The 24,480-nt window shown below is 59.6% G+C and carries 17 protein-coding genes and 3 pseudogenes; 12 read left to right on the top strand and 8 right to left on the bottom strand.

What is annotated here, in order from left to right; genetic code table 11:
- Positions 1 to 669: 669 nt before the first annotated feature.
- A complete protein-coding gene (locus tag ACZ9H4_RS36580; protein WP_408150753.1) occupies positions 670 to 3,114 on the bottom strand; it encodes a two-partner secretion domain-containing protein in 2,445 nt (814 codons plus the stop codon).
- A 488-nt stretch (positions 3,115 to 3,602) separates the two neighbouring features.
- On the opposite strand from ACZ9H4_RS36580, the gene ACZ9H4_RS36575 reads away from it, so the two are divergent.
- Positions 3,603 to 4,664 (top strand): IS110 family RNA-guided transposase, encoded by a 1,062-nt coding sequence (locus tag ACZ9H4_RS36575; RefSeq protein ID WP_476123108.1) that lies wholly within the window; start codon positions 3,603 to 3,605, stop codon positions 4,662 to 4,664.
- Positions 4,665 to 5,305: 641 nt separating this feature from the next.
- On the opposite strand, the gene ACZ9H4_RS36570 is transcribed toward ACZ9H4_RS36575, so the two are convergent.
- From ACZ9H4_RS36570 to ACZ9H4_RS36560, 3 genes are read right to left on the bottom strand one after another with little or no spacing between them, the layout of a single operon-like run.
- Positions 5,306 to 6,151: an MBL fold metallo-hydrolase gene (locus ACZ9H4_RS36570; RefSeq protein WP_408150795.1), complete on the bottom strand. Its 846-nt coding sequence runs from the start codon at positions 6,149 to 6,151 to the stop codon at positions 5,306 to 5,308.
- A gap of 21 nt (positions 6,152 to 6,172) precedes the next feature.
- Positions 6,173 to 6,499 carry a hypothetical protein gene (locus ACZ9H4_RS36565; protein ID WP_408150797.1) on the bottom strand — a complete coding sequence of 109 codons (327 nt, stop codon included), beginning with the start codon at positions 6,497 to 6,499 and terminating at the stop codon, positions 6,173 to 6,175.
- A gap of 7 nt (positions 6,500 to 6,506) precedes the next feature.
- Positions 6,507 to 7,052, bottom strand: a complete 546-nt coding sequence (locus ACZ9H4_RS36560; protein ID WP_408150799.1) for a sugar ABC transporter — start codon at positions 7,050 to 7,052, stop codon at positions 6,507 to 6,509.
- Positions 7,053 to 7,218: 166 nt separating this feature from the next.
- Here ACZ9H4_RS36560 and ACZ9H4_RS36555 point away from each other — a divergent pair, with 166 nt between their 5' ends.
- On the top strand, positions 7,219 to 8,112 hold the full coding sequence (locus ACZ9H4_RS36555; RefSeq protein ID WP_408150810.1) for a LysR substrate-binding domain-containing protein: 894 nt from the start codon (positions 7,219 to 7,221) through the stop codon (positions 8,110 to 8,112).
- A 348-nt stretch (positions 8,113 to 8,460) separates the two neighbouring features.
- On the opposite strand, the gene ACZ9H4_RS36550 is transcribed toward ACZ9H4_RS36555, so the two are convergent.
- Both ACZ9H4_RS36550 and ACZ9H4_RS36545 read right to left on the bottom strand, forming a co-directional pair.
- Complete coding sequence (locus ACZ9H4_RS36550; protein ID WP_408150801.1) at positions 8,461 to 9,012, bottom strand: sulfite exporter TauE/SafE family protein; 552 nt, start codon at positions 9,010 to 9,012, stop codon at positions 8,461 to 8,463.
- Between the two features lie 390 nt (positions 9,013 to 9,402).
- Complete coding sequence (locus tag ACZ9H4_RS36545) at positions 9,403 to 10,314, bottom strand: LysR family transcriptional regulator (protein WP_408150803.1); 912 nt, start codon at positions 10,312 to 10,314, stop codon at positions 9,403 to 9,405.
- Between the two features lie 165 nt (positions 10,315 to 10,479).
- Between ACZ9H4_RS36545 and ACZ9H4_RS36540 the strand changes: the two genes are divergently transcribed.
- From ACZ9H4_RS36540 to ACZ9H4_RS36530, 3 genes are read left to right on the top strand one after another with little or no spacing between them, the layout of a single operon-like run.
- The gene (locus ACZ9H4_RS36540; RefSeq protein WP_408150812.1) at positions 10,480 to 13,926 is read left to right on the top strand and encodes a molybdopterin-dependent oxidoreductase; all 3,447 of its coding nucleotides are present in this window, start codon (positions 10,480 to 10,482) and stop codon (positions 13,924 to 13,926) included.
- A 26-nt stretch (positions 13,927 to 13,952) separates the two neighbouring features.
- The gene (lhpI, locus tag ACZ9H4_RS36535) at positions 13,953 to 14,888 is read left to right on the top strand and encodes a bifunctional Delta(1)-pyrroline-2-carboxylate/Delta(1)-piperideine-2-carboxylate reductase (RefSeq protein WP_408150805.1); all 936 of its coding nucleotides are present in this window, start codon (positions 13,953 to 13,955) and stop codon (positions 14,886 to 14,888) included.
- A 24-nt stretch (positions 14,889 to 14,912) separates the two neighbouring features.
- Entirely contained in the window at positions 14,913 to 16,364 is a 1,452-nt protein-coding gene (locus ACZ9H4_RS36530) for a short-chain fatty acid transporter (protein ID WP_476123113.1), read from the top strand.
- 345 nt (positions 16,365 to 16,709) lie between these two features.
- On the opposite strand, the gene ACZ9H4_RS36525 is transcribed toward ACZ9H4_RS36530, so the two are convergent.
- Both ACZ9H4_RS36525 and ACZ9H4_RS36520 read right to left on the bottom strand, forming a co-directional pair.
- Positions 16,710 to 18,161 (bottom strand): IS1182 family transposase, encoded by a 1,452-nt coding sequence (locus tag ACZ9H4_RS36525; RefSeq protein WP_476123104.1) that lies wholly within the window; start codon positions 18,159 to 18,161, stop codon positions 16,710 to 16,712.
- Between the two features lie 318 nt (positions 18,162 to 18,479).
- Positions 18,480 to 18,923, bottom strand: a complete 444-nt coding sequence (locus ACZ9H4_RS36520; RefSeq protein ID WP_408150872.1) for a winged helix-turn-helix transcriptional regulator — start codon at positions 18,921 to 18,923, stop codon at positions 18,480 to 18,482.
- 88 nt (positions 18,924 to 19,011) lie between these two features.
- Between ACZ9H4_RS36520 and ACZ9H4_RS36515 the strand changes: the two genes are divergently transcribed.
- From ACZ9H4_RS36515 to ACZ9H4_RS36485, 7 genes and pseudogenes are all read left to right on the top strand, one after another.
- Positions 19,012 to 19,872: an oxidoreductase gene (locus tag ACZ9H4_RS36515; protein ID WP_408329256.1), complete on the top strand. Its 861-nt coding sequence runs from the start codon at positions 19,012 to 19,014 to the stop codon at positions 19,870 to 19,872.
- A gap of 9 nt (positions 19,873 to 19,881) precedes the next feature.
- The gene (locus ACZ9H4_RS36510; protein WP_408329253.1) at positions 19,882 to 20,289 is read left to right on the top strand and encodes a hypothetical protein; all 408 of its coding nucleotides are present in this window, start codon (positions 19,882 to 19,884) and stop codon (positions 20,287 to 20,289) included.
- Between the two features lie 95 nt (positions 20,290 to 20,384).
- Positions 20,385 to 21,386: an NADP-dependent oxidoreductase gene (locus ACZ9H4_RS36505; RefSeq protein WP_408150874.1), complete on the top strand. Its 1,002-nt coding sequence runs from the start codon at positions 20,385 to 20,387 to the stop codon at positions 21,384 to 21,386.
- 154 nt (positions 21,387 to 21,540) lie between these two features.
- A pseudogene (locus ACZ9H4_RS36500) lies at positions 21,541 to 22,700 on the top strand (IS30 family transposase).
- Positions 22,701 to 22,819: 119 nt separating this feature from the next.
- Positions 22,820 to 23,584 (top strand): annotated as a pseudogene (locus tag ACZ9H4_RS36495) (transposase); the annotation flags it as partial.
- Positions 23,558 to 24,274 (top strand): tyrosine-type recombinase/integrase, encoded by a 717-nt coding sequence (locus ACZ9H4_RS36490; RefSeq protein WP_476123111.1) that lies wholly within the window; start codon positions 23,558 to 23,560, stop codon positions 24,272 to 24,274. The pseudogene ACZ9H4_RS36495 and the gene ACZ9H4_RS36490, both read left to right, overlap by 27 nt.
- A gap of 113 nt (positions 24,275 to 24,387) precedes the next feature.
- A pseudogene (locus tag ACZ9H4_RS36485) lies at positions 24,388 to 24,480 on the top strand (transposase domain-containing protein); the annotation flags it as partial.

Genomic DNA, 24,480 nt, shown 5'->3' with positions numbered 1-24,480 from the left:
CACGATCTCCCTTGATCTACACGGACTCCAACACGCCATCACCATCATGCCTCACTCGCGCGCGCGTGAGGACACGGCCCAGCCGAGCCGCTTACTCCCCATGTAGCGGTTCACCCTGATATCGCAGCGTGACCGCAACTGCGATCACGCGGGATCAGCACATAGTCGCCCATGCCTGCCCAATGGCAAAGGTTATCGACTGTAAATTGGATCTCGCAGGGTTGCATCCCTGTTTTCCGTCGCAAATGAAGGTGTCCACTCGATTGACGATTCGCGCGAAACCGATCTAGTTCCATTTTTGCGCTATGGTTCAGACAAGCGTCGTCTGTCTTCGGCGCTACCTGGAAAATGCGCGAGTTTCGGGCGGGCACCGTGTGGGCAGATCCCCGATGCGTCGGTATCCAACGCTTAACCGAGCGCGCTGTTTTCGGTAGCAAAGGTTTCAAAGAAGATCCAACCGTCAGTTTTGCAGCTATTCTGTGATTATTGAATGTCTCGTCTTCCGCGTATCCGGTTGATAGCTCGTGGCCGACTGCTGCCCGCAGCGCCGAGCCGCCAACTTGTGCGTCGCGACCCCGCGCATGGACCGCCCACCGGCATGCCGGTGACAGTGCCAGGAAGGCCGGGGATCGCCCCCGACCGAGTGCTTGTTCATGCTCCGGCGGGCACTCATTGCGCCAACTGCCAGCGCAACACGGGATGCGTCGCGCCGGCAGGCATCGCCCACACTCCATTCGCACCGAAGTCCCACGTCGGCCCGAAGCTGGCCGTCGAATTCATCTGCGCCGTGGTCAGCCCTTGTGCGGCAGGCACCGCGTTACCCTGCGCGGCGCCGACTGTCGCGCCCGTCGTCTGCCTGTCCCAGTAGACGTCGCGGCCGATCGAGCCCTCGTTGTTGTTCGCGATGCCCGCGGGCAGCTGGCCGCCAGTCGGTCCGAGGTCCTGGGTGATCGTGCCTGTCGCGAATGACTGCGTGATCTTGCCTGTGTCCAGGTTCCAGCCCACCAGTGCTCCCGGGCCTTCCCGACAGACGTTCCCGCCGTAGTGTCCGCAGTAGTTCGGGTTGTAGGTCACCGGGCCCGTTGCATAGGACTGTGTAATGGTGCCTGAGTTGACGTTCACCAGCCCGCCCGCGTATGAGACGTGAATCACACCATTCACGGCGCCCGTCGCAAACGACTGCCTGATCACTCCCGTCTCGCCATTTCCATTGACAAGGCCGCCCCCCGAATGGCCGACGCTCGCACTGCTCGACGACCGGGTAATCAGGCCGTCGTTGGACCCGACAAGGCCGCCAGCGCTGGGGCCGTCGAATGTGCCGGCACTGCCGCTCGAATGTGCATTGGCGATCGTGCCGTGATTGATGGCGGCCAGAATGCCGATGCTGGCGCTCAGCAGCGACGCACTGCCGCCCGCACTCCCGTTCACGGTGACGTTGCGCACGACCGCTGTCGGACCAATCACACCGAAGAGCCCGACGGCGTGAGGCGAATAATCGGACAAATTCGACGTGGCACTTACGCTCAAATTCGAGATCGATCGACCCATGCCGTCGAACTGGCCGTTAAAAGGCGTCGGCAGATCGCCGACGAGCACGTTGGGCTGGGCACCGGGGTTCGTCACATCAACATCTCTGCCGAGCGCGTAGTTGCCGCTCAGATCCGCTGCGATATTCACGATGTCGCTGCGTGTATTGAGCAGCCGGTACGCCGTGATCTGGTCAACAAGCCCGCTATCGAAGGGCGCCGTCCACGCCGTGTTCCCGCGCATCGTGCCGAGCGTCGCGCTGGCGTTCATGTCATACAGCACGCTGACGATGCCCGTGCTCTTCGACCAGTCGACTGTTCCGCCGTTGCGCACGCTGCCGCCGTTGTCGATGCCCGATACGTCGGCGCGTAACGTCATATCGCCCGCCCCGATGTTCCGAACCGTGACGTTTGGCGCGATCGACACGTGCCGGTACGCGGCTAGCGTCAAATCTGCGTCGCCGCGCCACGTGAGGTCCGTAGCAAGCACGAGATCGCCAGTCGCGCCGTTCTCGCCCGACGTGGTGAGCGCAACGGACGTGCCGGCGTCGAGACTCCTTTCGAGCGCATCCGCCGGCAGCGCTCCGACCGTGATGGACGGCGTTGAAATGTTCCATTGTCCGGCATGCACGGCCGCACCGCGTCCGAACGCGAGGTGCGCCGCTTGCGTATCGACGGTGCCGCCATTGCCGTCCGCGTTGCTCGCGGTGATCCGGCCGAACTGCTCCACCCGGCCGCCGTCGGCGACGAGCCAGACGTGGCCGTCGCGGCTGGCGGTGCCGGTTGCACGGATACGCGTGCCGCCGCCCGCGAGCGCGTAGATGTTGCCATCGGCGGCCTGCAGGCTGACCTGCGCGGCCTTGATGTGTCCTCTATTGAGCACGGTGCCGTGATTGCCCGACTGCACGAACACCTGCCTGCTGCTGCCCGAATCCTGCAACAACACCTGCCCACCTGCGGCCAGTTCCGCCGTGCCGTTGGGCGCGGACACAGTGCCATCGTTGATGACTGCGTCTCGGGCAATCAGGAAGACATCGCCGCCGCTGGAACTGATCCTGCCGAGGTTGATGACGCTTGCGCCCGAATTGCCCGACAGCGTGAGCGCACCGCCGCCTTTCATGAAGGCGTCGTCGCAGATGTCCAGGGTGGACGCGACAAAGCGACCGCCGGTTGTCACCACGCCCGACGCCCCCACGACAATGCCCTGCGGATTGATCACATAGAGGCTGCCCGTTGCACTGAGCCGGCCGAGGATCGCGGATGGCGAGCCGCCCGTCACGCGGTTCAGCGTCGCGCCCGAGCCGTTGTCGAACGCCACGCTGTTGTTCCTGCCAATCGAAAAACTGTTCCACTCGATCACGCCGCGCGTCGAACCCGGCTGCGTGATCACAAGGCCGTTGCCCTGGCTCGCTATCGCACCCGAGCCGGCCACGTAAGTGCCGCTTTGTGGAAGGGTGTCTGCTGCGATCGTCGCGTGGGCAAAGGACAGACCGGTGAACGAAATACCGAGGACGAGCCACAAAGGTCCATTTGCTTGCCGACGATAGAGTGGCCGCGGCGCGGGTCGAAATAGTTCTGGGCGTGACATACATCCCCCTTTCCAGAGAGGCGCAATGGTGCCGATATCCCCGGAGGGCATCGGAATCGCGCGAGTCCCGGTGTCTGAAGAATAGCGGTTGGAGTCGCGAATGCATGCCGATATCTCGGCGTTTTGCGACTTTTCGGGTACGCCATCTGTTGATCCTTGGGGCATGTGGTGCGCATCAGCAACACGCGCTAATGTGTCCGGAGCAGGGACTGTCGTCAGCTGTGCCGGTCTTAAAGTGAGCCGGTCCACAGCGGAAACGATATCGATCGAAAGTTAGCCACTCGCGGCATTCGCGTTCTGGAGGCCAATGACAGTTTGCAGTCGCACATCCAACATCTGAATGTCGGTCGAATAGTAGAGGCGAATGACCCGTGATGGCCGATTGGGTGAGGTCGCCAACGAATTGGTAAGGACCTCCCTGATTGCAGGATCGACACCGTCTGGTGCCATCATGGCTCGTGCTACTACCTTCCGGGAAGGGGGATGTCATGGACAGGATTACTCGTGTTGGCGTGGATCTGGCGAAGAACGTGATGCAGATTCATGCGGTCGACAGCGCCGAACGCGTCGTGGTACGTAAAGCAATTCCGCGGGAGCGATTTGTGAGCTGGTTTGCCAATCTGGAACCGTGTCTGATCGCCATGGAGGCATGCGGTGCGGCGCATTACTGGGCACGCAAACTACACGCGCTCGGGCATGAGGTGCGGCTGATTCCCCCGCAATTTGTCGCGCCCTATCGTAAAGGCGGCGCCCATGTAAAGAACGATGCACTCGATGCCGAAGCTGTCTGCGAAGCGGCGAGCCGCCCGCACATGCGTTTCGTGCCGGTCAAGTCACCTGCGCAGCAAAGCGTGCTGGTGCTGCACCGCATGCGTACCGGATTTGTCGAAGAGCGTACCGCGCTGGTGAACCGGTTGCGCGGGCTGCTGGCCGAGTTCGGGGTGTTCCTGCCGCAAGGCATCCGCCGGTTACACGAGCACCTCATTGAGCGCATTGAGGACGGCAGCAATGAGCTGACAGGACCGGCGCGGCTGGCCCTGTTGCGCGGCTGCGAACAATGGCAGGTACTGGATGAACAGATTGCCTGGTTTGACAGACAGATTGCCGAGCATGCCAACCGCGACCCGCAGGCGCAACGCTGCATGGACGTGTGCGGCGTGGGCCGGCTAACGGCATCGGCCGCAGTGGCGACGGTGGTAGATGCCCGCCAGTTCCGGAACGGCCGGCAGATGGCCGCCTGGCTCGGCATCGTGCCCAAACAGAAAAGCAGCGGAGGCAAGCAGCGGCTCGGGAGCATCACCAGACAGGGCAACGACTATCTGCGAACCTTACTGTTCCAGGGTGCCCGCTCAGCGGTCCTGACGGCGCACCGACGTGATGACCGGCTCTCGCGCTGGATTGTCCAGTTACAGGCGCGCGTGGGCTACTACAAGACACTGGTCGCCGTGGCGAACAAGCATGCACGCATTCTGTGGGCGGTGCTCGCCAAGGGGGAGCGATTCGATCCGTCCTACGCGCCCGCCCGCACTGGTGGGGCGACGGGCGCCTGATACCCCAAACGACATCGCCATAAACTGGTTCCGAAGTTGAGGACGCATTCGACGAAGGATAGCGACAGGTCAGACCGGCAGCGGGCGAACTCGATAAGCGGTGAGGCGCTACACGAAATGTATTCGACGTCCAACGGATGGAGTCCTGCTGCGCGGTTACTATCCGGGCCCAGGCGCGGTTGTGATGGCGCCCAACAAGGCCGTTTATAGGCATGCAGTCTGTCACGCCGCCAACCGTTGTCGTTGTAGTCCTCCACTGACCGATACAGGAATCGAACATATGAATCACTAAACCCAGCTTGCAAAAACTGGAAGGTCCTTATAGGCCGCTTACTGGCAATTCCAGTCCGCAAAGTAGAAATAGGCTGACTGACCGGTTTGGAGCAAGTTGTCTGACCGGAGTGGGTCGACCTGAGCCGAACGCGATCGAGCTCAGGTCGGCCATGAGCCGCCGTTCGCATGCGTTGTCGGTCGGACGTTCATACGTCGGCTTCGCCCCCATAACCGGCCATCCGATTGACAAGACAAATGCTTTTTCATCGACCGAGGCGGCCAACGCCGTCCTCGCGGCATTGACGTCATCGTAGTTGCTCAAGTGCAGAGTGCCGGCGTGGCATCAGACATGTTTGCTTCTGGCGACCTCATGCTTTGGTTTCGTAAAGCAGTCCGTAGCTCCCGCTCGTTCGCTTGATTCGCGCGAAGCCGAGTTCACCCAAATGCATACCTGCGATCAAAAGTCTCTCCGAACTGACCATGTCCAGGAGCCCTGATCGTGTGGTGGCTGCGAGAGTTGGGTCCTGATCGAATGCAATCGATACGTCTGGCCGTTCAATCTGGATGTGCGGGAAATGAACAATGTCTCCCCAAACGAGCAGGCCCTGATCAGGGGATTCGAAAAGATATCCGGAGTGTCCATCAGTATGTCCCGGTAGCGGCATCGCTCTGATACCGGGAAGCACTTCGCCCTCATCGAAAGTGCGCAGCCTGTCGCTATAGCCGTTGAACACCTGACGCGCGATCAGGAAGTTACGGCGGGCACGCTCGCTGGCACGACTTAGATTTCCGTCGTCCTGCCAGAATGCGACCTCTCGCTGATGAACAACGAGCTCCGCATTCGGAAAGGCAACTTGTCCATTTGTGTCCGCCAGCCCTCCGACATGATCGGGATGCGCGTGCGTAAGCAGGATTGTGTCGATCGCGGATGGTTCGACACCAGCAAGCGACAAGTTAGTCTTCAGGCGGCCGCCCCATTGCTTGATGCCTCCCGCCCCCCCGTCGATGAGAATTGTGCGGCCCGCTCCGCGTACCACATAGCAGTTGATATGCACGGCGGCAGGCTCCGTCTGTCCTGCATCACTTTGCATTCTTGAGGCCTCGGACGAGTCGATATTCGACAGGAATTCCAGGCTGGCGGTGAGGTAGCCGTCGCTGATCGCGGTGATCGTGAAATCCCCGACTCGCTGACTCGGAAACGTAATGGTGGACACGACTCTTCTCCAGAAGACTTGCTAATTACGGGCGTGAATGTTCGACGCGGCATGACCAAAACAACGGATGCGCGCCGTGAGACCAGTGCGGCGCGCAATGGCGTCGTCCAGGGCTTCCATGAACCGGTTCATTACCGAAGGCGTGCGAAACGTCTCAAGGCGATATTGCACTTCCGCGAAGACGGGATGTCCGTGCCCATGCCGAACATCGACATAGATGACATGAACGCTTTCGAGCGCCGCTTCAAGAACACTCGTACAGAGTTCGACGCAATCGCGGGAAAGCTCGGCAAGCCTCTCATCAGACGGCATTTGCCCCGCGGAAATATAGAGTGTGACATTGGGCATCGCGGACCTATTTTTCCTGTTCGGTCGAAACGGTGCGGGAGCTTATCAGTTGTTCCGTCATCGGCGAGTAGAGGTGAACGCCTTCGAACGTGCTCTCGACAAACTGAGCGTTTCGCCGAGGCATTCTTGCGAGCCAACGGCGTTGCGGAAACTTCTCCAGCGCGACTGCTCGCATGGCCAACGGTGTGAGGCCCAACTGAATCAGAGGTTCGGGGCCGCTTGCACATAGCACGAGGAGTTCGTCAGCATTCACCGCTGGCGCAAGGCCGATATCGCTGTAGAGGTTCCGGTGCCAGTCGGTGATGTGCTGCTGCCACCTTGCGAAATTGCCGCCGCCTTTCTGGCGATATTCCTCTCCCGTCAGGACATCGAGACCGTCAATCGTGTGGACGGCCAGGTAGACCGGACAACCGTCGCTTAACGACTTGAAGCGCTGCGACGTGTGAAAGCCAGTAACCGAGATGAGAGCGGGGAGCTTTTCAAGGCTGTAGAAGTCATTCCATTCGGCTTCGCTGGTGGGATCGGCGAAGCCGCATTCGACGGTGTAGATCATCAGAATATCCTTCGTGATAGCTTGGCATAGTGCAGCAAACGATCCTTGTTCACTGCAGTAACGTAATGATAGGCTGCGATTTCCAAGGCATATAGCGATATAAAGTCAGCATTCAGTGAAGTTTTATCAAGCTGACGTCGAAAGCATTCCAACCGGCGAGACTTTGATGCGACGTAAGATCCCAAGCAATTCCGCGCTCCTGGCTTTTGAGGCCGCGGCCCGACACGGCAGCTTCGCCCGCGCGGCCGAGGAATTAGCGCTGACCGAGGGCGCCATCAGTCGTCAGATCGGTCGCCTCGAGGTGTTTTTGGGTGTCGTGCTGTTCAAGCGCGTCGGGAATCGGGTGAGGCTTGCACCCAATGGCACGCGATACGCGGTGCAGGTTCGTGAGATTCTGGATCGACTGGAGCGGGACAGCCTATACCTGATGGGGCAGCCTATCGAGGGCGCGAGCATTGATATCGCCGCCATTCCGACCTTCGCCACCCGTTGGCTTATCCCTCGACTGAAACGCTTTCAAAATATGCATCCGAACATTACCGTGCATATCGCCGAGCGTATGGAGCCCTTCATTCTTGCTGGTAGCGGTTTCGACGCAGCAATCCATTTTGAGCATCCCGCATGGGCGGGTATGCATCTACATAAGCTGCTGGAGGAGGTGCTTGTGCCCGTCTGTAGTCCGGCGCTCCTCGCGGACGCCGGTGAGAACCGATCGCTAGACGATCTGCCACGCCTTCACAGACGGCAAAATCCGGACGCGTGGCAGCTTTATGCACAAGAGGCCGGCATCGTGCTGACCAATTCGGCGGTAGGCGCACGTTACGATCTCCATTCCATGCTGATAGAGGCAGCGGTAGCCGGTCTGGGGGTCGCGTTGGTGCCGCGTCTTTACATCGGGACAGAGCTTGAACAAGGCCGTCTGGTCGCGCCTTGGCCGGACGGCAAAGCGATTACCAAAAACTTCTGCCTCGTTCTTCCTGAGCCGATCGAGTTGAGTGAAGGGCCACTGCAGGCATTTGCGAAATGGATACTTGACGAAGCCCGGGGCCTGGCGGTTTAAAGCATCGCCTGGTGCTCCCCTTTGCAAGGCGATTCGACTCGCCTCGAATTGACCGTCGTGAACTGACGAACGGCCGTTGTACCTTGAAAGCCGCCGCAGATGCAGCGCGGGGGCGACCGGCAGCAACGGGTCGCCCTGAGCCGCTCGTCGGCGGGCGAAGTTCGGCCATTTTCGGCCTCTTGCGGGCGGGTCCTGCAGGCCATTCGTGCGTCTGTTTTGCCCAGTAACGGACCTTCCCTGGACGATGATACTCGTCGCGTGCTGCGCTTTTTGAGCCGTATTAATGAGACGGCATGGCTATGAAGTGGACAAATTCGCATCTTGTCCAGAGCCCACACGTGTAATCGATCAGCGGTGCTGCCAAACCTTGATCGCCGAGAGCATGAGTATTGCCGCCAGCACCGGTAGCAGAATCGCACCTGACGTCGCGCCAACCAGACGGCCCCCAACGAAGGTTCCCAAGACTGAGCCCAATGCCATGAAGAGCAGAAACGCACGGTTCTGACGCAGGACGGTAAAGCTGCGATCCTGGCTGTAGCGTGCAAAACCCACCAACATCGTTGGAAGGCTCACCGCCAGACTCAGGCTGCCTGCAAGCTTGACGTCGACGCCGAACAGCAGCACGAATGTCGGGATCAGCAATTCGCCTCCGGCCACGCCCATCAGCGCGGCTACCGTTCCGATTCCAAATCCAGCGACGACCACAAGCAGAATTCGCGTCTTTCCGGTCAAGGCCAGCGCGTCGTGGTATGCCGCGCTATGCCCGAACAGCAGCACCATGGCAATGGCCACCAGCAGGACAGCCAGCACGCGATATAACGCGCGCGGGTGTGAGCGCGTCGCCCACCCGGCACCCATCCATGCGCCTAGCAAGCTGCCGACCAGAAGGTTCCGGATCACCTGCCAGTGGCCGAGTACATCGTCCTAGGGAACCGCTTGCGCGCGAAACGGAAGCGCGGTCGAGACGACGACTAAGCTCATCGCTTTGTTGAGTATGACCGCTTCCAATGCTGCGAACCGAAATACACCGATAAGAAGCGGAAGACGGAACTCCGCACCGCCAAGCCCGATCAGTCCAACTAAGGCACAGATAATCGTCCCGCCTGCGAACGCTATTGAGCGTTTGCGACGCGTCGAATCCTGGACGGCCATATGCCGTGCTGTCATGTTGTTCTCTTCTTGTCTCGCGTATCAATGATGCATGCCGCCTCTTGCGCCGGAGCGGTCAGTCAGCAACCACGGCTGCGAAGGTAATCTCGAACGTCCGCCATTTCCGTCAGGAAAGGTCGACTATTGGATTGTCTTCTTCCAGGACCGGAAGAGATCTAACAGCACTTTCGCGGGCGTCGGCAGGATGCTCTTTCGGTGCCAGACGGCGCCGACGTCCATGGTCGGGATCGGAATGCTCAGATCACGCCTCATAATCCGGCTCCCTTCGAGCGACCACGGACGATAGACGAGGTCCGAAAGAATTGTGACGCCCAGCCCGAGCGCGACCATGCTTCGCACGGCTTCGATCGACTTGCTCTGGATACGCACGTGCGGTGCGAGGCTATATTTTCCCCAATACTTGCGAACAGTTCGGACATGCTCGTCCATGTCGAGTAAAAGGTAGTCTTCCTGCGCAATGTCCTGCAGCGTGACCTGTTGTGCATCTTGCAACGGGTGATCCGGATGGGTCCAAAGCCGGCGCATGGAGCGCAGAATGGTTTCATATTTCAGCTCGTCCACGTTGGCCGTATTGGACACAAGCATCAGACCGATATCGAGCTGATTGTCGACGAGACGTTGCTCGATATCCTCGCGCGCGTCTTCGATGACCTCGACAGTGAGGTGCTCGAAGCGCTGCGAGACGGTAGCAAGCATTGACGGCATCAGGTAAGCCGAGACGGTTTCCGTGACGCCCACCCGAACGTGCCCCGAAATCTGTTCAGGTTCCTCCTGGGCCGCGACCACGGCGCGCCCGATGGACACATTCGCGTTCTGCACATGCCGAAGAAATCGCTCGCCTGCTCGGGTCAGTCGGACGCCCCTCGCGTGGCGCTGCAGGAGCGGCACCCCCACAGTGTCTTCGAGATTCTTCAGCGCGATCGTCATCGACGACTGCGAAACGGCGCAGAGATTGGCAGATCTGGAGATCTGCCCGGTATCAGCCACGGAGATGAAGTATTCGATCTGGCGAAGCGTAATGTGTGTGGCCACGTTGACGTACTCCGCTAGGTTGTGGCGCCGTGCAAACCGACAGCGCGAACCGACGACCGAATTGAGGTATTGAAAAATTATATATCGCGAGGCAAGAAATATGAATTAGGCAGGGCAATTTCGGCTGCATAGCATCCCGTCATGAAAGGAAACAGTGGAACGATGATGGAGACGCGGGAGAAGAAGGGGTACTGCACGTTATGCCGGTCAAGATGCGGCACGATCAACACGGTCCGCGGCGACTTGTTGCTGAAGGTGCGTCCCGACAACACGCACCCGACCGGCAACGCGATGTGCATGAAAGGCAAGGCCGCGCCGGAACTCGTACAGAGCCCCGACCGGGTGTTGTATCCCATGCGCCGCACTGCCCCAAAAGGGGCGGCCGATCCGCGCTGGAAACGGATCAGTTGGGACGAGGCGCTTGACGAGATCGCAACCACGCTCGCGCACTTCAAGCGGGAAAACGGCGCCGAATCGGTGGTGTTCGGCGTGACCACCCCGAGCGGTACGCCGATGAGCGACAGCATCGACTGGGTGGAGCGATTCGTGTGGTCTTTCGGGAGTCCGAATATCTGCTACGCGACCGAGATCTGCAACTGGCACAAGGATTTCGCGCACGTGTTTACGTTCGGTTGCGGCATGCCAACGGCCGATTACCGGAATTCCGACGTCATCGTGCTTTGGGGTACGAATCCAGCCAACACGTGGCTGGCCCAGGCGGACAGTATCGCAGCGGGTCGGCGCAACGGCGCAAAGCTGATTGTCGTGGACCCGAGACCCACGGCGCTTGCGCGCGATGCGGATGTATGGCTGCGCGTGCAGCCAGGCACGGACGGCGCGCTTGCTATGGGAATTGCCCGGCAAATGATCGCGACGGGAAATATCGACGATACATTTGTCCGCGAATGGACGAATGGCGCGTTCCTGGTTCGTCGTGATAGCGGATATTTTCTGCGTGAGCGCGACATCGATCCGGAGTCGTCGAACAATCGATATGCGGTCTGGAATGGCGCGCTCAATCGACTCGAACTCGTCGGAGAAGAGGCGCGCACGTCGCCGTCCGATCTTTCGATTTCAGGCTCGTATCAGATTTGCGTATTCGACCTGACGGGCAGGGTGATAGAGGTCACGTGTACGCCCGCTTTCGAGTTGTACCGCGGTGCGCTGTCTGATTACACGCCCGAACACGTGAGCAGAATCACCGGTGTCGACGCCTCGGCGATCGAAATCGTGGCGGCGATGCTCGGCCCACGCCAGCGCATTGCCTATCACGCGTGGTCTGGCGTGGGACAACATACGAACGCGACGCAAACAGAGCGGGCGATCGCTACGCTGTATGCACTGACAGGTGCATTCGATACGCAGGGTTCAAACCGCGAGTTGCTGAAGCAGCCAGCAAATCCTCTCAGTAACTACGCCATGCTGAGTCCTCAACAGCGAACAAAGGCGCTCGGGCTTGACGAGCGACCGCTCGGTCCGCCGTCCCAGGGATGGGTGACCGCGCGCGATGTTTATCGTGCGATTCTCGAGTCCAAGCCTTATTGGGTGCGCGCGCTTGTCTCGTTCGGCACCAACATGGTGATGTCGCAAGCCGACAGCGCATTGGCGCGGGACGCGCTGTGCGCACTGGATTTTCATGTTCATTGCGACCTGTTCGAAACGCCATCCGCCCGCTACGCGGATATCCTCCTTCCGGTCAATACGCCTTGGGAACGGGAAGGACTGCGTCTCGGCTTCGAGATCAATGAGCGGGCCGTTGAATTGGTCCAGTTGCGGCAGCGGATGGTGACGCCCCGCGGGGAGAGCCGGGCAGACTACAACATCGTGCTGGATCTGGCGGTCAGGCTCGGGATGGGAGATCAATTCTTCGGTGGCGACGTCGAAAAAGGATGGGACCATGTTCTCGAACCGTTGGGCCTGGACGTCGCGACGCTGCGTTCACATCCCGAGGGCATTTACCGGCCGCTCGAGCAGCAGGAAAAGCAATATGCTTGTACCACGCCGAATGGCCCGCGAGGCTTTGCGACCGAAACGCGGCGCGTCGAGTTCTATTCGGAGAAGCTGCATCGGTACGGTTATCCGGCTGTACCTCAGTATGTACCGCCGAGCCGCGGAGAGAGAGCACGCGCAGCTGAGCGTCGACGCTTTCCCTATACGCTCACTTCCTTCAAGAACGGCTACTACTGCCACAGCCAGCATCGTAGCCTGCCAAGCCTTCGTCGCCGTGCCCCTTATCCCGTTGCGGAACTGAGCGCCGATCTGGCGGCCCTGAAGGGCATTGTCGACGGGGACTGGATACGCGTCGCCAGTACAAACGGCACCGCGCGATTTCGTGCGCGAGTGGTCGCCGAACTCGCACCGGATGTCGTAGTCGCGGAGTATGGCTGGTGGCAGGCATGCGACGAAATCGGCATGGAATCGTCGACGGCCCTGGGAAGTACAAACAGTAACTACAACAGCATCGTGTCCGGCGCCATCGTCGATCCGCTGAGCGGTTCGTCGCCGCTTCGTGCCGTGCCATGCGACGTCACACTCGACGCGTCGGTCGATCCCGCGCGACGGGCGTGGCAAGGATTCCGGGACTTTGTCGTGTCGGCCGTACATGGAGAAGCCGAAGGCGTTCGCACGGTTACGTTCAGCGCAGCCGACGGTGGACCGCTCCCCGACTATCTGCCCGGACAGCATGTGACGATCCATATTCCGGAGTTGTGCGAAGGAGGAACGACGCGTGCCTATTCGCTCACTGGCCGTGCGATTGAAAGCGATCGGCGGACATACTCGATCTCCATGCGCCATCAGCGAGGCCGCAGTGCCGCTGGTGAGCAGTTCGAGGGCGTCATGTCCTCGTATATTCATCGCGAATTGGCAGTTGGACACAGGGTCTTGCTTCAAGCCCCCAGCGGCACCTTCGTCGTACCGCCGGCTTCGAAGCGACCGATCGTCATATTCGCGGGTGGGATTGGAATAACGCCCTTCATTTCGTGGCTGGAAACGATCGGGGAGCTGGGCACACAAGCGCCTGAATCCCAGCTGTTTTACGCGAATCTCAATAGCTCGACTCATGCGTTCCGGAAACGAATTGCGCAATTGCGGCGTGCGTTGCCAACGCTCAAGGTCGTGAATTGCTATAACCAGCCGCGCGACGAAGTACTCGGACGCGACTTCGAGATGCAGGGCTACCTCACTGCGGACGTCGTCGACGACGCATTGATACAGCACCGCGCGCGATTCTATTTATGCGGCCCGGAGCCGATGATGAACGCCATCACGGCAGGCCTCGTCGAGCGTGGCGTACCGCCGTTCGATATCTTCAGCGAGGCCTTTCGGTCTCCGTCGAAGCCGGCCCTCGATCCATCACAGCGCTTTGCCGTCGAATTCCGGCGGTCGCAGATCAAGGCTGAATGGGCACCCGAACGGGGAAGCCTGCTCAGCTTCGGCGAGAGCCTCGGCATCAGCATGCCGAGCGGCTGCCGGGTCGGGCAATGCGAGAGCTGTGCCGTCAAGGTCCTGGCGGGCAAGGTGTCGCATGTGACAGGGCATGGGCCGGATGAAGCCGATATGTGCCTCGCCTGCCAGGCGATCCCGGCCACTGATATTTCCATTGAAGCGTGAATGACCCACGAGGAGCCAAATCGAGCATGAAATTTTTCGACACGCCAGCGACACGCGAAGCGCTGGACTTCGCCACGCTGATTCCGTCGCTGAAGAAGGTGTTCATCAAGGGGTGTGAGGTTCCGCTCCGGCACTCGCACACGATCAATAGCGGCGACGGCAATACCGGCACCGTATTGATCATGCCGGCGTGGGAGGCGGACCGATATCTCGGCATCAAGACCGTGAACATTTTCCCGGGCAACCAGGGCCGCGGAATGCCCGGCTTGCACTCGACTTACGTGCTGTATGACGCCAGCACGGGTGAGCCACTCGCGCAGATGGACGGCGATGAAATCACCTCACGCCGGACCGCCGCCGCCTCGGCACTCGCTGCAACCTTTCTGGCGCGCGACGACTCCTCGCACATGGTGCTGTTGGGCGCCGGACGCGTGGCAAGCCTGGTGCCGGCAGCGTATCGAAGCCAGCTGCCAATCACGCATGTCGAGGTCTGGGACATCTATCCGGAATCGGCCGCGCGACTCGTGCAGCAACTGCGAGGCGAAGGTTTCAACGCGGCGGTTGTCTCCAGTCTGCCGGACAGCGTGGCGCGCGCGGATGTCGTGAGCTGCGCGACGCTCGCCACCGAGTCGATCGTACGCGGCTCGTGGTTGAAACCGGGAACGCATCTCGATCTTATCGGAAGCTTCACGCCGCAGATGCGCGAGGCTGACGACGATTGTTTCCGCCACGCACGCGTGTTTGTCGATACGGACGAGGCACCGCAGAAGTCCGGCGACCTGATTGGGCCGTTGTCGCGCAACGTGATTTCGCCGGCGGACCTGATCGGTACGCTCGCCGCCCTGTGCCGGGGCGACGTCGGTGGGCGATTCGACGGCAGCGAGCGCACGGTATTCAAAGCGGTGGGGACCGCACTCGAAGACCTGGCTGCGGCAGTGCAGGTTTATGAACAGCATGTTTAATCACTCGAAGCGTCGGAGACCATGATGAAGGAATTGAACCGTCAGCAAGACCTGGAAGCCTCGACAGTCGACGATGCAGTCGGACTCGAGCGTATGGCCGCAGCAGTGACCCGTTGGTCGGAAAAGTGGTTTCCCGACGCATACATATTCGCGGCGATCGCGGTTGTCGTCGTCGCGGTCGGCGCCCTGGCGACGGGCGCGCCTGCACAACGTGTGGGCATTGCCTTCGGAGATGGATTCTGGAGCCTGATTCCCTTTACGATGCAGATGGCGATCGTGGCCATTTCAGGCTACGTGGTCGCAGTATCTCCGCCTGCCGCGAAATTGATCGCATGGCTTGCCCGCTTGCCGTCGAACGGCAAGTCTGCGGTGGCATTCGTCGCGCTGGTCAGCATTTCGGCGTCGCTTTTCAACTGGGCGATCAGCCTGATCTTCAGCGGCCTGCTGGTTCGTGCGCTCGCTCGTCGCACCGGGCTCCGTATGGACTACCGAGCGGCGGGTGCCGCCGCCTATCTCGGCATGGGCGCGACTTGGGCGCTGGGATTAAGTTCGTCGGCATCGCAATTGCAAGCGAATCCGGACAGTTTGCCGAAAGCGCTGCTGGCGATCACCGGTGTCATTCCGTTTTCCGAAACGATTTTTCTTCCCCAGTCGTTGCTGATAGTCGCCGCTCTGACCGTCGTATCGCTTTTTATCGCGTATCTCTCTGCGCCGGGCGCCGAACGCGCCAAAACCGCGCAGTATCTGGGTATCTCGCTGAACGAGGCGGAACTCGAAGTAGCAGCGCCTTCACGCCCCGGCGACTGGCTCGAGTACAGCCCGTTGATCACAATCCTGATCGTCGCACTCGGCTCTGTTTGGGCATGGCACGAATTCACCGCGAAAAATCCGGTGCTGGCGATCTCGAATCTCAATACCTACAACTTCGTGTTCCTGTTGGCCGGGATGCTGTTGAACTGGCGCCCCCGCCGCTTTCTGAACGCCGTGGCGAAATCGGTGCCGTCCGTGGCTGGCGTGTTGATCCAGTTTCCTCTCTACGGAGGCATTGCGTACATGCTGACGAAAGCGTCCGCGCCGTCGGGACTACCGTTGGCCGATCATCTTTCGCATTTCTTCGTTGCAGTGTCGTCGCATGCGTCGTTTCCGGCGCTGATGGGCATCTATTCTGCCGTCCTTGGATTCTTCGTGCCGTCGGGTGGCGGGAAATGGATCATTGAAGCACCGTACGTGATCGCGGCAGCCAAGGAACTGCAGGTTCATCTGGGCTGGGCGGTAACCGTCTACAACGCGGCGGAGGCGTTGCCGAATTTGATCAACCCTTTCTGGATGCTGCCGTTGCTCGGCGTGCTGGGATTGCGGGCTCGTGACGTGGTGGGCTTCACGTTTACCCAGTTCATCGTGCATCTTCCGCTCGTGATCTTCATGCTGTGGGTTCTTGCGGGGACGCTGACCTTCCATCCCCCCGTCATGCCCTGATCAGTCTGTGGCGCCAGCCCGGTGCAGCAGGTTGTCAGTTTGGTCTGCTCGTCGTCCGGCCCGGTAACGAGCAGACGGACGTTGATCTGGCGATGTCGCTTGATGGTGTGCAGGAATGCAACGGCTGCAAACCTCAAAAGCGGCCGCGGCGTTCCCGCTAACCGACTGGCCGCAACGGGTCCAGGCTGTGTGGAAACCCGATGAAACTACAATGCGGCGCATGACCGCTACCCCCAGCGGCGCGTTTGGCTGCCTTTGCGGCCATCACCGCGACGACGAGAAGGCGAGCCTCTCCGATGCGTTCTAGACGATTTTATGGCTTTGTTTCTAGACCCTAAGGGGTGCTCATGCACCCAGCAGCCGCATTGCCTTCTTCGTCTTCTTGAAGCCCAGGATTCTCAGCACTCGAGTGAGATTGTAGGCGAGTACGTTCAAACTCATCTCGGTACCTACATTGGGTAATCTGCGCATCAGGAAGTGCGTGTAGCCCATCCAATGCTTGAACGTTCCGAAGACATGTTCGACGGTTCGCCTGCGTACTGTCATCGCATCAGGCGTTTTGTCCAGCCGACGTTGAACCGCTTCCAGCACCGACTCGTGCTCCCATCGACTGATCCGTCGTTGGTCGCTCGGAGTGCACTGTGACTTTATCGCGCATTGCGAACAGGCGCTGCTCCAGTATCGGTATCGATGTAGCTGCATCCCGTGTTCCTCGCTGGTGTATCGGTAAATTGCCCGTTCTCCAGCTGGACATTGGTATTCGTCGTCCCGCGCAATGTAGATGAAGTCTGCCTTGTCGAATCGGCCATGGTATTTCGCACCTGATGTTGTCGGCTTCGGCAGCATGACCGCAATCCCCGCATCGGCACACTCCTTGATCTGAGTCCCGGTGTAGTAGCCACGATCGGCGACTGCCCGCAGTCTGGTCTTACCCATCGCGTCGCGCGCAGCTTTTGCCATGGGGCTAAGCTGTGCCCGGTCACTGCCAGAGTTTGTGACCTCGTGAGCCACGATGAGATGGTGTTTGGCGTCAACGGCGACCTGCACGTTGTAGCCTACCATTCCCGAGCCCTTGCCGCTCGTCGCCATGGAGCGCGCATCGGGATCGGTCATCGAGAGTTGGCCATCAGGTTGCGTCTTGAGTTGCGCCTTGATCTGATCGAGGTTCCGCATCTGCTCACGTAGGCGCGCGATCTTGTCTTGCAATCGAGTCGTCTTCGCTTCGAGCTCAGCGGGTTGCGTACGATCGGCAGTCTCCAGCGCGTTCAGATATCGCTGGATGCTCTCCTCGATCTGCTTTTGGCGCTTGTCGACCTTAGCCTCGGTGAAGTTGCGATCGCGCGTATTGACAGCCTTGAACTTGCTGCCGTCAATGGCGACCAGCGCTTGCGAGAACAGCTTCAGCTCACGGCACAGCATCACGAAGCGGCGACACACGTTGCGAATGCCGATGCCGTTGTCACGACGAAAGTCGGCTATGGTCTTGAAGTCCGGAGCCAGGCGGCCCGTGAGCCACATCAACTCAACATTGCGCTGGCATTCGCGCTCAAGGCGCCGGCTCGATTGAACCCCGTTCAGGTAGCCGTAGATATAGATCTTCAGCAGCAGTGCTGGATGATAGGACGGGCGACCTGTAGTCGACGGCATTGCTCCATCGAAGCCCAGTGATGCAAGGTCAAGCTCTTCTACAAACGCCTCGATAATCCTGACCGGGTTGTCCTCGGCGACGAAGTCATCGAGGCATTCTGGAAGCAGCGTTACCTGCTTGCGATCTTCACCTTCTATGAATCGCTTCATCCGGTCACCCATGCTGAATGAGTTAATCCAGTTTAGGCGATCAGCGTGTTTTCACACAAGCTCGGTCGACTGCTGCCCGACGTGGGAGCCTCAACGTCGGAGGGCACTGTTGGCTCATCGTCGGACCGGGTTCGGCCAGGTTTCTGCCGTTCGATCGCGCTTGCACCCAGACGTTAGAGCGCCTGCTTGGGCTCAGTTAACGGACTGTCACGGACTGTGCCGCCCAATTGATTTGCCAGCGGGATCCATCAGAAATCGAAGCGCTACGACGTTCGGCTAACTTACGCAACGAAGCGTGGCAGCGCAATCATCGCGGTGTCAATCTTTGTCCGGGTTGACCACGCGTATCGGACGAGTCCCGATTTTCGCTCCCGTGACCTCGTCGACCGCCACCGCCCTTATCTCTGTTCCTGTTTCCGCATCCAGGAAGCGAACCAGCTTGCCGCCGCCACGGTATTGCCGCCCCCATGCACCGATCATGAAGAGCACCGGCAGGAAGTCTCGCCCGGCAGCCGTCAGCAGGTACTCCTCGCGCGGCGGATGCTCAGAGTAGCGGCGTTTCTCCAGTAGTCCCTCCTCTGTCAGCGTTGCCAGTCGCCGGGTCAGCATCGTCGGTGCAATGCCCAGACTTTTGCGGAACTGGTCAAAACGCGTGAGACCGGCATGGGCGTCGCGCAGGATAAGAATGCTCCACGCGTCGCCCGCGACACCCAGGCTGCGCGCGATCGGACACGGCTCATCGCAAAAATTCTTGTCGTCCATACTATTTTGATAGTGACATGCTCTCGATTTGCCAGTATAGTCGATTTCAAATTGGTAGTGACTGAAACCCTCTTACATGGAGCTTCGAATGGTCGGCAAAACGAATTTGGGTGTGGCCCTTGTTACGGGAGCATCTTCAGGCATCGGACAGGCCGCCGCACAGCGGCTGACCGACGCCGGTTACACGGTCTTCGGCACGAGCAGACGGGCTGCCCTCACGGGTCAGAGACCCTTTGAGATGCTGACCCTTGACGTCACCAGCGATGAATCCGTCGCGGCGGTGGTCAACGAAGTCATACGACGGGGGGGGCGCATCGACGTGCTGGTGAATAACGCTGGCTTTGGTGTGGCTCCGGCGGGCGCCGAAGAAAGCTCGATCGAGCAGGCTCGGTCGATCTTCGACACAAACGTCTTTGGCGTCGTCCGGATGACCCGCGCCGTCGTGCCCCACATGCGACGCCAAGGAAGTGGTCGCATCGTCAACATCGGCTCGGTGCTCGGTTTCTTACCGATGCCGTACGGGGCGCTCTATGCGGCAACGAAGCATGCGATTGAAGGATATTCCGAATCGCTCGACCATGAGCTGCGCACCTGGGGCATCCGTGTCTCGGTCATTGAGCCGGCTTACACCAAGACGCCGTTCGATGCGAATTTCCTGGAACCCGATGCCAAGCTCGATGCATACCGCGAGGCTCGTGCGGTCGTCAGCAACCGCGTCAATGAGGTGATGGCAACTGCTACGGAGCCCCGCGTCGTGGCCGAGGTCGTGCTGAAGGCTGCAGTTGCGGCTCGTCCGAGACTCCGGTACACAGCGGGTGCGCTCGCGAGCCGTCTGCAATTGCTGCGCAGATTCATGCCAGCGGGTCTGGTGGACGCCGCGCTTCGGAAGGACCTGCGGCTCAACACGATACCGTCGCCGAGGTCTGGCAAGCCAGTCCTGCAAAAATAGCAAATCGTCATGAACGTCAAGTTCCGCAATCTTGCAATCCTTGCGTCGCTTGTTTTCTTCGCTTTGGGATTCGCCTGGATGCTTGCGCCCAATTTCTTCCCGTCAAGGTGGGGTGTCGAGTTCTCATATCCGGTCGGACTGATCGGTCGGCGCGGGGCAGCTCTGTATGTTGGCATCGGGTTTATGTTCTTCTCGGCGAGGAACGCGGAACCATCATCCGCCCGTTCCGCTCTCGTCAAAGGTTTGATTGTTGCCTGCTTAACTCTCGCGGGCCTTGGGGTCTTCGAATTCCTCACCAGCCATGCCCGGTCCGGCATCCTGGCCGCCGTCGCGATAGAAGTCGCGCTTGCTCTGATGTTCGTGGGTGTCGCTCTCATCGAGCACGCGCGCCACGAAACAGGAACTTTTAGTTCGTAGTTGCGACGCAAGCTGCGGGGCGCTGGCTAAGGTCTCGATCGCCGCCGAGAAAAGAACGCGTGGACCGAGAAATCAAATCTGGGAAACAAAACACTATGAGAGCATTTATTCTCGAACGTTACGGACGCAAGGATGGCGTGCGTATTGGCGAGTTGCCGGAACCGGAACTACGCGACGATGACGTATTGATCCAGGTGCACGCCGCAGGTGTGAACCTTCTTGATTCCAAAATCCGCGACGGCGAATTCAAGCTCGTTTTGCCCTATCGCTTGCCGCTCGTTCTGGGCAACGATGTGGCCGGGGTGGTCGTCCGGGTTGGACCGCGCGTTCAGCGATTCAAGGCCGGCGACGAAGTCTATGCGCGGCCCGATAAAGATCGAATCGGCGCGTTTGCGGAGCTGATTGCAGTGAATGAAGCGGACCTCTCGATCAAACCAGAGATGCTCACCATGGAAGAGGCCGCTTCCATTCCGCTGGTTGGTCTAACTGCCTGGCAGGCACTGATCGAAAGAGCACATCTCGCAAAAGGACAAAAGGTTCTCATCCACGCGGGCTCCGGTGGTGTCGGGACGTTTGCGATCCAGCTGGCGAAGCATGTCGGCGCGTTCGTCGCGACGACAACAAGCACGGCGAATGTGGACTGGGTCAAGCGCCTCGGTGCAGACGTCGTCATCGATTACAGGAAGGACGACTTCGAGAATATCCTTTCCGACTATGACGTGGTTATAAATAGTCTCGGCGCAAAGACGCTCAGCAAATCCCTGCGCGTGCTCAAACCCGGCGGACAGCTCATCTCGATCTCTGGGCCACCGGATCCGGATTTTGCAAAGGAGCTTGGTTTGTCCCCGTTCCTGGGACTGGTGATGCGTCTCCTGAGTTATCGGATCAGGAAGGAAGCAAAACGTCTTAAGGTTAGCTATTCGTTTCTGTTCATGAGGGCAAGCGGAGACCAACTACGCGAGATAACGTCCCTCATCGATTCTGGCGTCATACGCCCGGTTGTGGATCGGATCTTTCCGTTTGAGTCGACCAGGGAGGCGATGGCCTACGTCGACACCGGGCGAGCCAAAGGCAAAGTCGTTGTCAAGATGAGGTGATTGGTATGCCCCGAAAACGGGCGGCCATTCCGGGGAAACAAAGGCGGCCCGCCGCATCTGATCGAGTCTCCCGGGCGGACGGCCGTTATACCTGGCGGATTCAACCGGTGGATGCAACACACTGAAGACTGCGCAAGCAGTGGGAGTGTTGCAGATGAAACAGCGACGCCGGATTTATTACAGCGAGAAGCAGAAAGCGCTGATGTGGGAACGTTGGCGGAAGGGAGAATCACTCCAGAAGATCGCCCAGCTTTTTGACCGGAACCATTCGTCGGTACAAGGGATTCTGGCGGAGACAGGCGGGATCCAACCACCACAGAGGCATCGATCGAGATTGGCGTTGACGCTGGCTGAGCGCGAAGAGATATCGCGGGCGCTTGTGGCTGACGACTCGATCCAGTCGATCGCCATGCGGCTCTCACGGTCTCCCTCCACCATCTGCCGTGAAATCAAGCGTAACAGCGGACCAGATGGCTACCGCGCAAGTCACGCCGATCAGCTTGCCTGGGATCGGGCGCAGCGTCCCAAAGTCTGTAAACTGGTTGAGCATCGAACGCTGGCGCAGATCGTGGCAGGCAAGCTCCAGCTGCAGTGGTCACCGCAACAGATTGCCGGATGGCTCAGGCGTGCGTACCCAGACAACGAGGACTACCACGTGTCCCACGAGACCATCTATCGCAGTCTCTTCATACAGGCCCGTGGCGCCCTGAAGAAGGAATTGCTCGAACACTTGCGGCGCACCCGGGCCATGCGCCGTTCGCGCCACCATACGCAGAAGACGGACGATCACGGCAGGACTCGCGACACGGTATCGATCAGCGAACGCCCCGCGACCGTTGAAGACCGGGCCGTACCGGGCCACTGGGAAGGTGATCTGCTGTGCGGTACCGGCAGCAGCCAGATTGCAACCCTCGTCGAGCGCCAGACACGTTACGTCATGCTGGTGAAGATAGCCAGCAAGGACAGCGAGACGGTCGTCAATGCACTCATCAAACATGCCAGCAAGTTGCCGCAGGAACTGTATAAATCGCTAACATGGGATCGGGGAACGGAGATGGCCGGACACAAGCGTTTCACTGTGGCCACTGATATCCAGGTCTACTTCTGCGACCCCAGCATCCGTGGCAGCGCGGATCAAACGAGAATACAAACGGACTTCTACGGCAGTACTTCCCCAAAGGCACCGATCGGTCGGTGTATTCGCAGGCTAAACTCAATGCTGTGGCGCGGCGGCTGAACGAGCGTCCGAGAAAGACGCTGGACTACGAAACGCCCGCCGGACGATTCCAGCAAACTATTGCATCCACCGGTTGAATCCACCCTTGAGAGCAGCCGCCCGGGCAGCGGAGGTCCGAACGGCGGATGTGGGTCCAGCCTGTGTGAAAACGCATTGATCGCCTAAACTAAATCAACGCGCTGAGACCAGGTGACTCATGAAGCGATTCGTTGAAGGCGATGACCGCAAGCAGGTCGCACTACTTCCCGAATGTGTCGATGACTACGTCGGGCAGGACAATCCGGTGAGAGTAATCGATGCCTTCGTCGACGAACTTGATCTCGCAGACCTCGGTTTCAACGGTACTACACCGGCGCTCACGGGCCGGCCGTCTTACCATCCTGGCGTGATGCTGAAGATCTATATCTACGGCTATCTGAACCGGATACCGTCGAGCCGGAGACTTGAGCGCGAATGCCAACGCAATGTTGAGTTGATGTGGCTGACAGGACGGCTCGCTCCGGACTTCAAGACGATCGCGGACTTCCGCCGTGACAGCGGCGCGGCGATCCGCAACGTATGCCGGCGTTTCGTCGAACTGTGTCGCGGGCTCAAGCTGCTATCCAGTGACATGGTGGCTATCGACGGTAGCAAGTTCAAGGCATCAAACACCCGCGACAGGAACTACACGGCAAGCAAAATCGACAAGCGCCAGAAGCAGATCGAGGAAAGCGTGCAGCGATATCTCGATCTGATTGAAAGCGCAGACCGTACCAGTCCTACCGGGTTCGATGTAAAGACCGTCAGGCTCTATGAGAAGATCGCCGTGCTGCGCCAGCAGATGCGTGAGCTCAAGCAGATCGGCAGACAACTGGAAGAGCAGCCGGACAAGCAGTTGTCGCTGACGGATCCGGACGCACGCTCGATGGCAACGAGTGGAAGAGGCTCCGGCATAGTGGGCTACAACGTCCAGGCAGCAGTTGCCGCGCACATCCAGCGTGTACTCGCGATACCGACCAAGCGATACGATAAGCGACTCGTTCAGTTTCTGACACGCACTGAGATCGAAGCGCTTCTTTCTGCTCCTGATAGAACAACTTGGCTCGGACGTCGGGACTATGCTCTGCTATTGCTCGCGATTCAGACGGGGTTGAGACTCTCCGAATTGACAGGGCTCGATCGTGATTCGGTGCAATTGGGTCGCGGCGCACACGTTCGCTGCCTCGGCAAGGGGCGCAAAGAACGATGCACGCCATTGACAACGCATACCATCGCCACGCTCAAAGCCTGGTTGCAAGAGCCCCCGCGCAACGGCGCGCACGCGTTGTTCCCTAATATAATCGGCGGTCGGCTCAGCTCTGACTCTGTGCAACATCTTCTGGGCAAGTATGTATCCACCGCGAGTGCCTGCTGCTCGTCCTTGACACGTAAGCGAATCACGCCACACGTCCTCAGGCACAGCGCTGCAATGGAACTACTTCATGCCGGCGTCGACTGCTCCGTCATTGCGTTGTGGTTAGGACACGAATCGGTCGAAACCACTCAGGTCTATTTGCACGCTCATTTAGCCCTCAAGGAAGCCGCGCTAGCTAAAGTCAAGTCCTCGAACGGCAAACCGTTGGGTCGATACCGTGCAGGCGATAAACTACTTGAGTTCCTAACCGCGTTGTGAAGAGTCCGACTATGCCGAACGCGCACGATGTATGATCGGCAGCGAGGTCTCTTTTGCGGTGCCCAAATCGCCATCAGCACCAGCCGTTCGGCATAGCACGGGATTCGGCATGATCTGCCCGCATGAACGGCGTTGATCCCGAAGCCTACCTGCATTACGTGATCGAGCGCATCGCCGATCACCCAGTGAACCGCATCGACGAACTG

It is taken from the genome of Paraburkholderia sp. TE9906 (genome assembly GCF_056279605.1).
The sequence above is the reverse complement of the archived record's forward strand: the minus strand, read 5'-3'. Positions and strand labels throughout refer to the sequence as shown.

Bases quoted from the DNA above. Each gene is read 5' to 3' on its own strand.
- ACZ9H4_RS36580 (WP_408150753.1), bottom strand. From the start codon at position 3,114: ATGTCACGCCCAGAACTATTTCGACCCGCGCCGCGGCCACTCTATCGT.
- ACZ9H4_RS36575 (WP_476123108.1), top strand. From the start codon at position 3,603: ATGGACAGGATTACTCGTGTTGGCGTGGATCTGGCGAAGAACGTGATG.
- ACZ9H4_RS36565 (WP_408150797.1), bottom strand. From the start codon at position 6,499: ATGCCCAATGTCACACTCTATATTTCCGCGGGGCAAATGCCGTCTGAT.
- ACZ9H4_RS36560 (WP_408150799.1), bottom strand. From the start codon at position 7,052: ATGATCTACACCGTCGAATGCGGCTTCGCCGATCCCACCAGCGAAGCC.
- ACZ9H4_RS36555 (WP_408150810.1), top strand. From the start codon at position 7,219: ATGCGACGTAAGATCCCAAGCAATTCCGCGCTCCTGGCTTTTGAGGCC.
- ACZ9H4_RS36540 (WP_408150812.1), top strand. From the start codon at position 10,480: ATGGAGACGCGGGAGAAGAAGGGGTACTGCACGTTATGCCGGTCAAGA.
- lhpI (WP_408150805.1), top strand. From the start codon at position 13,953: ATGAAATTTTTCGACACGCCAGCGACACGCGAAGCGCTGGACTTCGCC.
- ACZ9H4_RS36530 (WP_476123113.1), top strand. From the start codon at position 14,913: ATGAAGGAATTGAACCGTCAGCAAGACCTGGAAGCCTCGACAGTCGAC.
- ACZ9H4_RS36525 (WP_476123104.1), bottom strand. From the start codon at position 18,161: ATGAAGCGATTCATAGAAGGTGAAGATCGCAAGCAGGTAACGCTGCTT.
- ACZ9H4_RS36520 (WP_408150872.1), bottom strand. From the start codon at position 18,923: ATGGACGACAAGAATTTTTGCGATGAGCCGTGTCCGATCGCGCGCAGC.
- ACZ9H4_RS36515 (WP_408329256.1), top strand. From the start codon at position 19,012: ATGGTCGGCAAAACGAATTTGGGTGTGGCCCTTGTTACGGGAGCATCT.
- ACZ9H4_RS36510 (WP_408329253.1), top strand. From the start codon at position 19,882: ATGAACGTCAAGTTCCGCAATCTTGCAATCCTTGCGTCGCTTGTTTTC.
- ACZ9H4_RS36505 (WP_408150874.1), top strand. From the start codon at position 20,385: ATGAGAGCATTTATTCTCGAACGTTACGGACGCAAGGATGGCGTGCGT.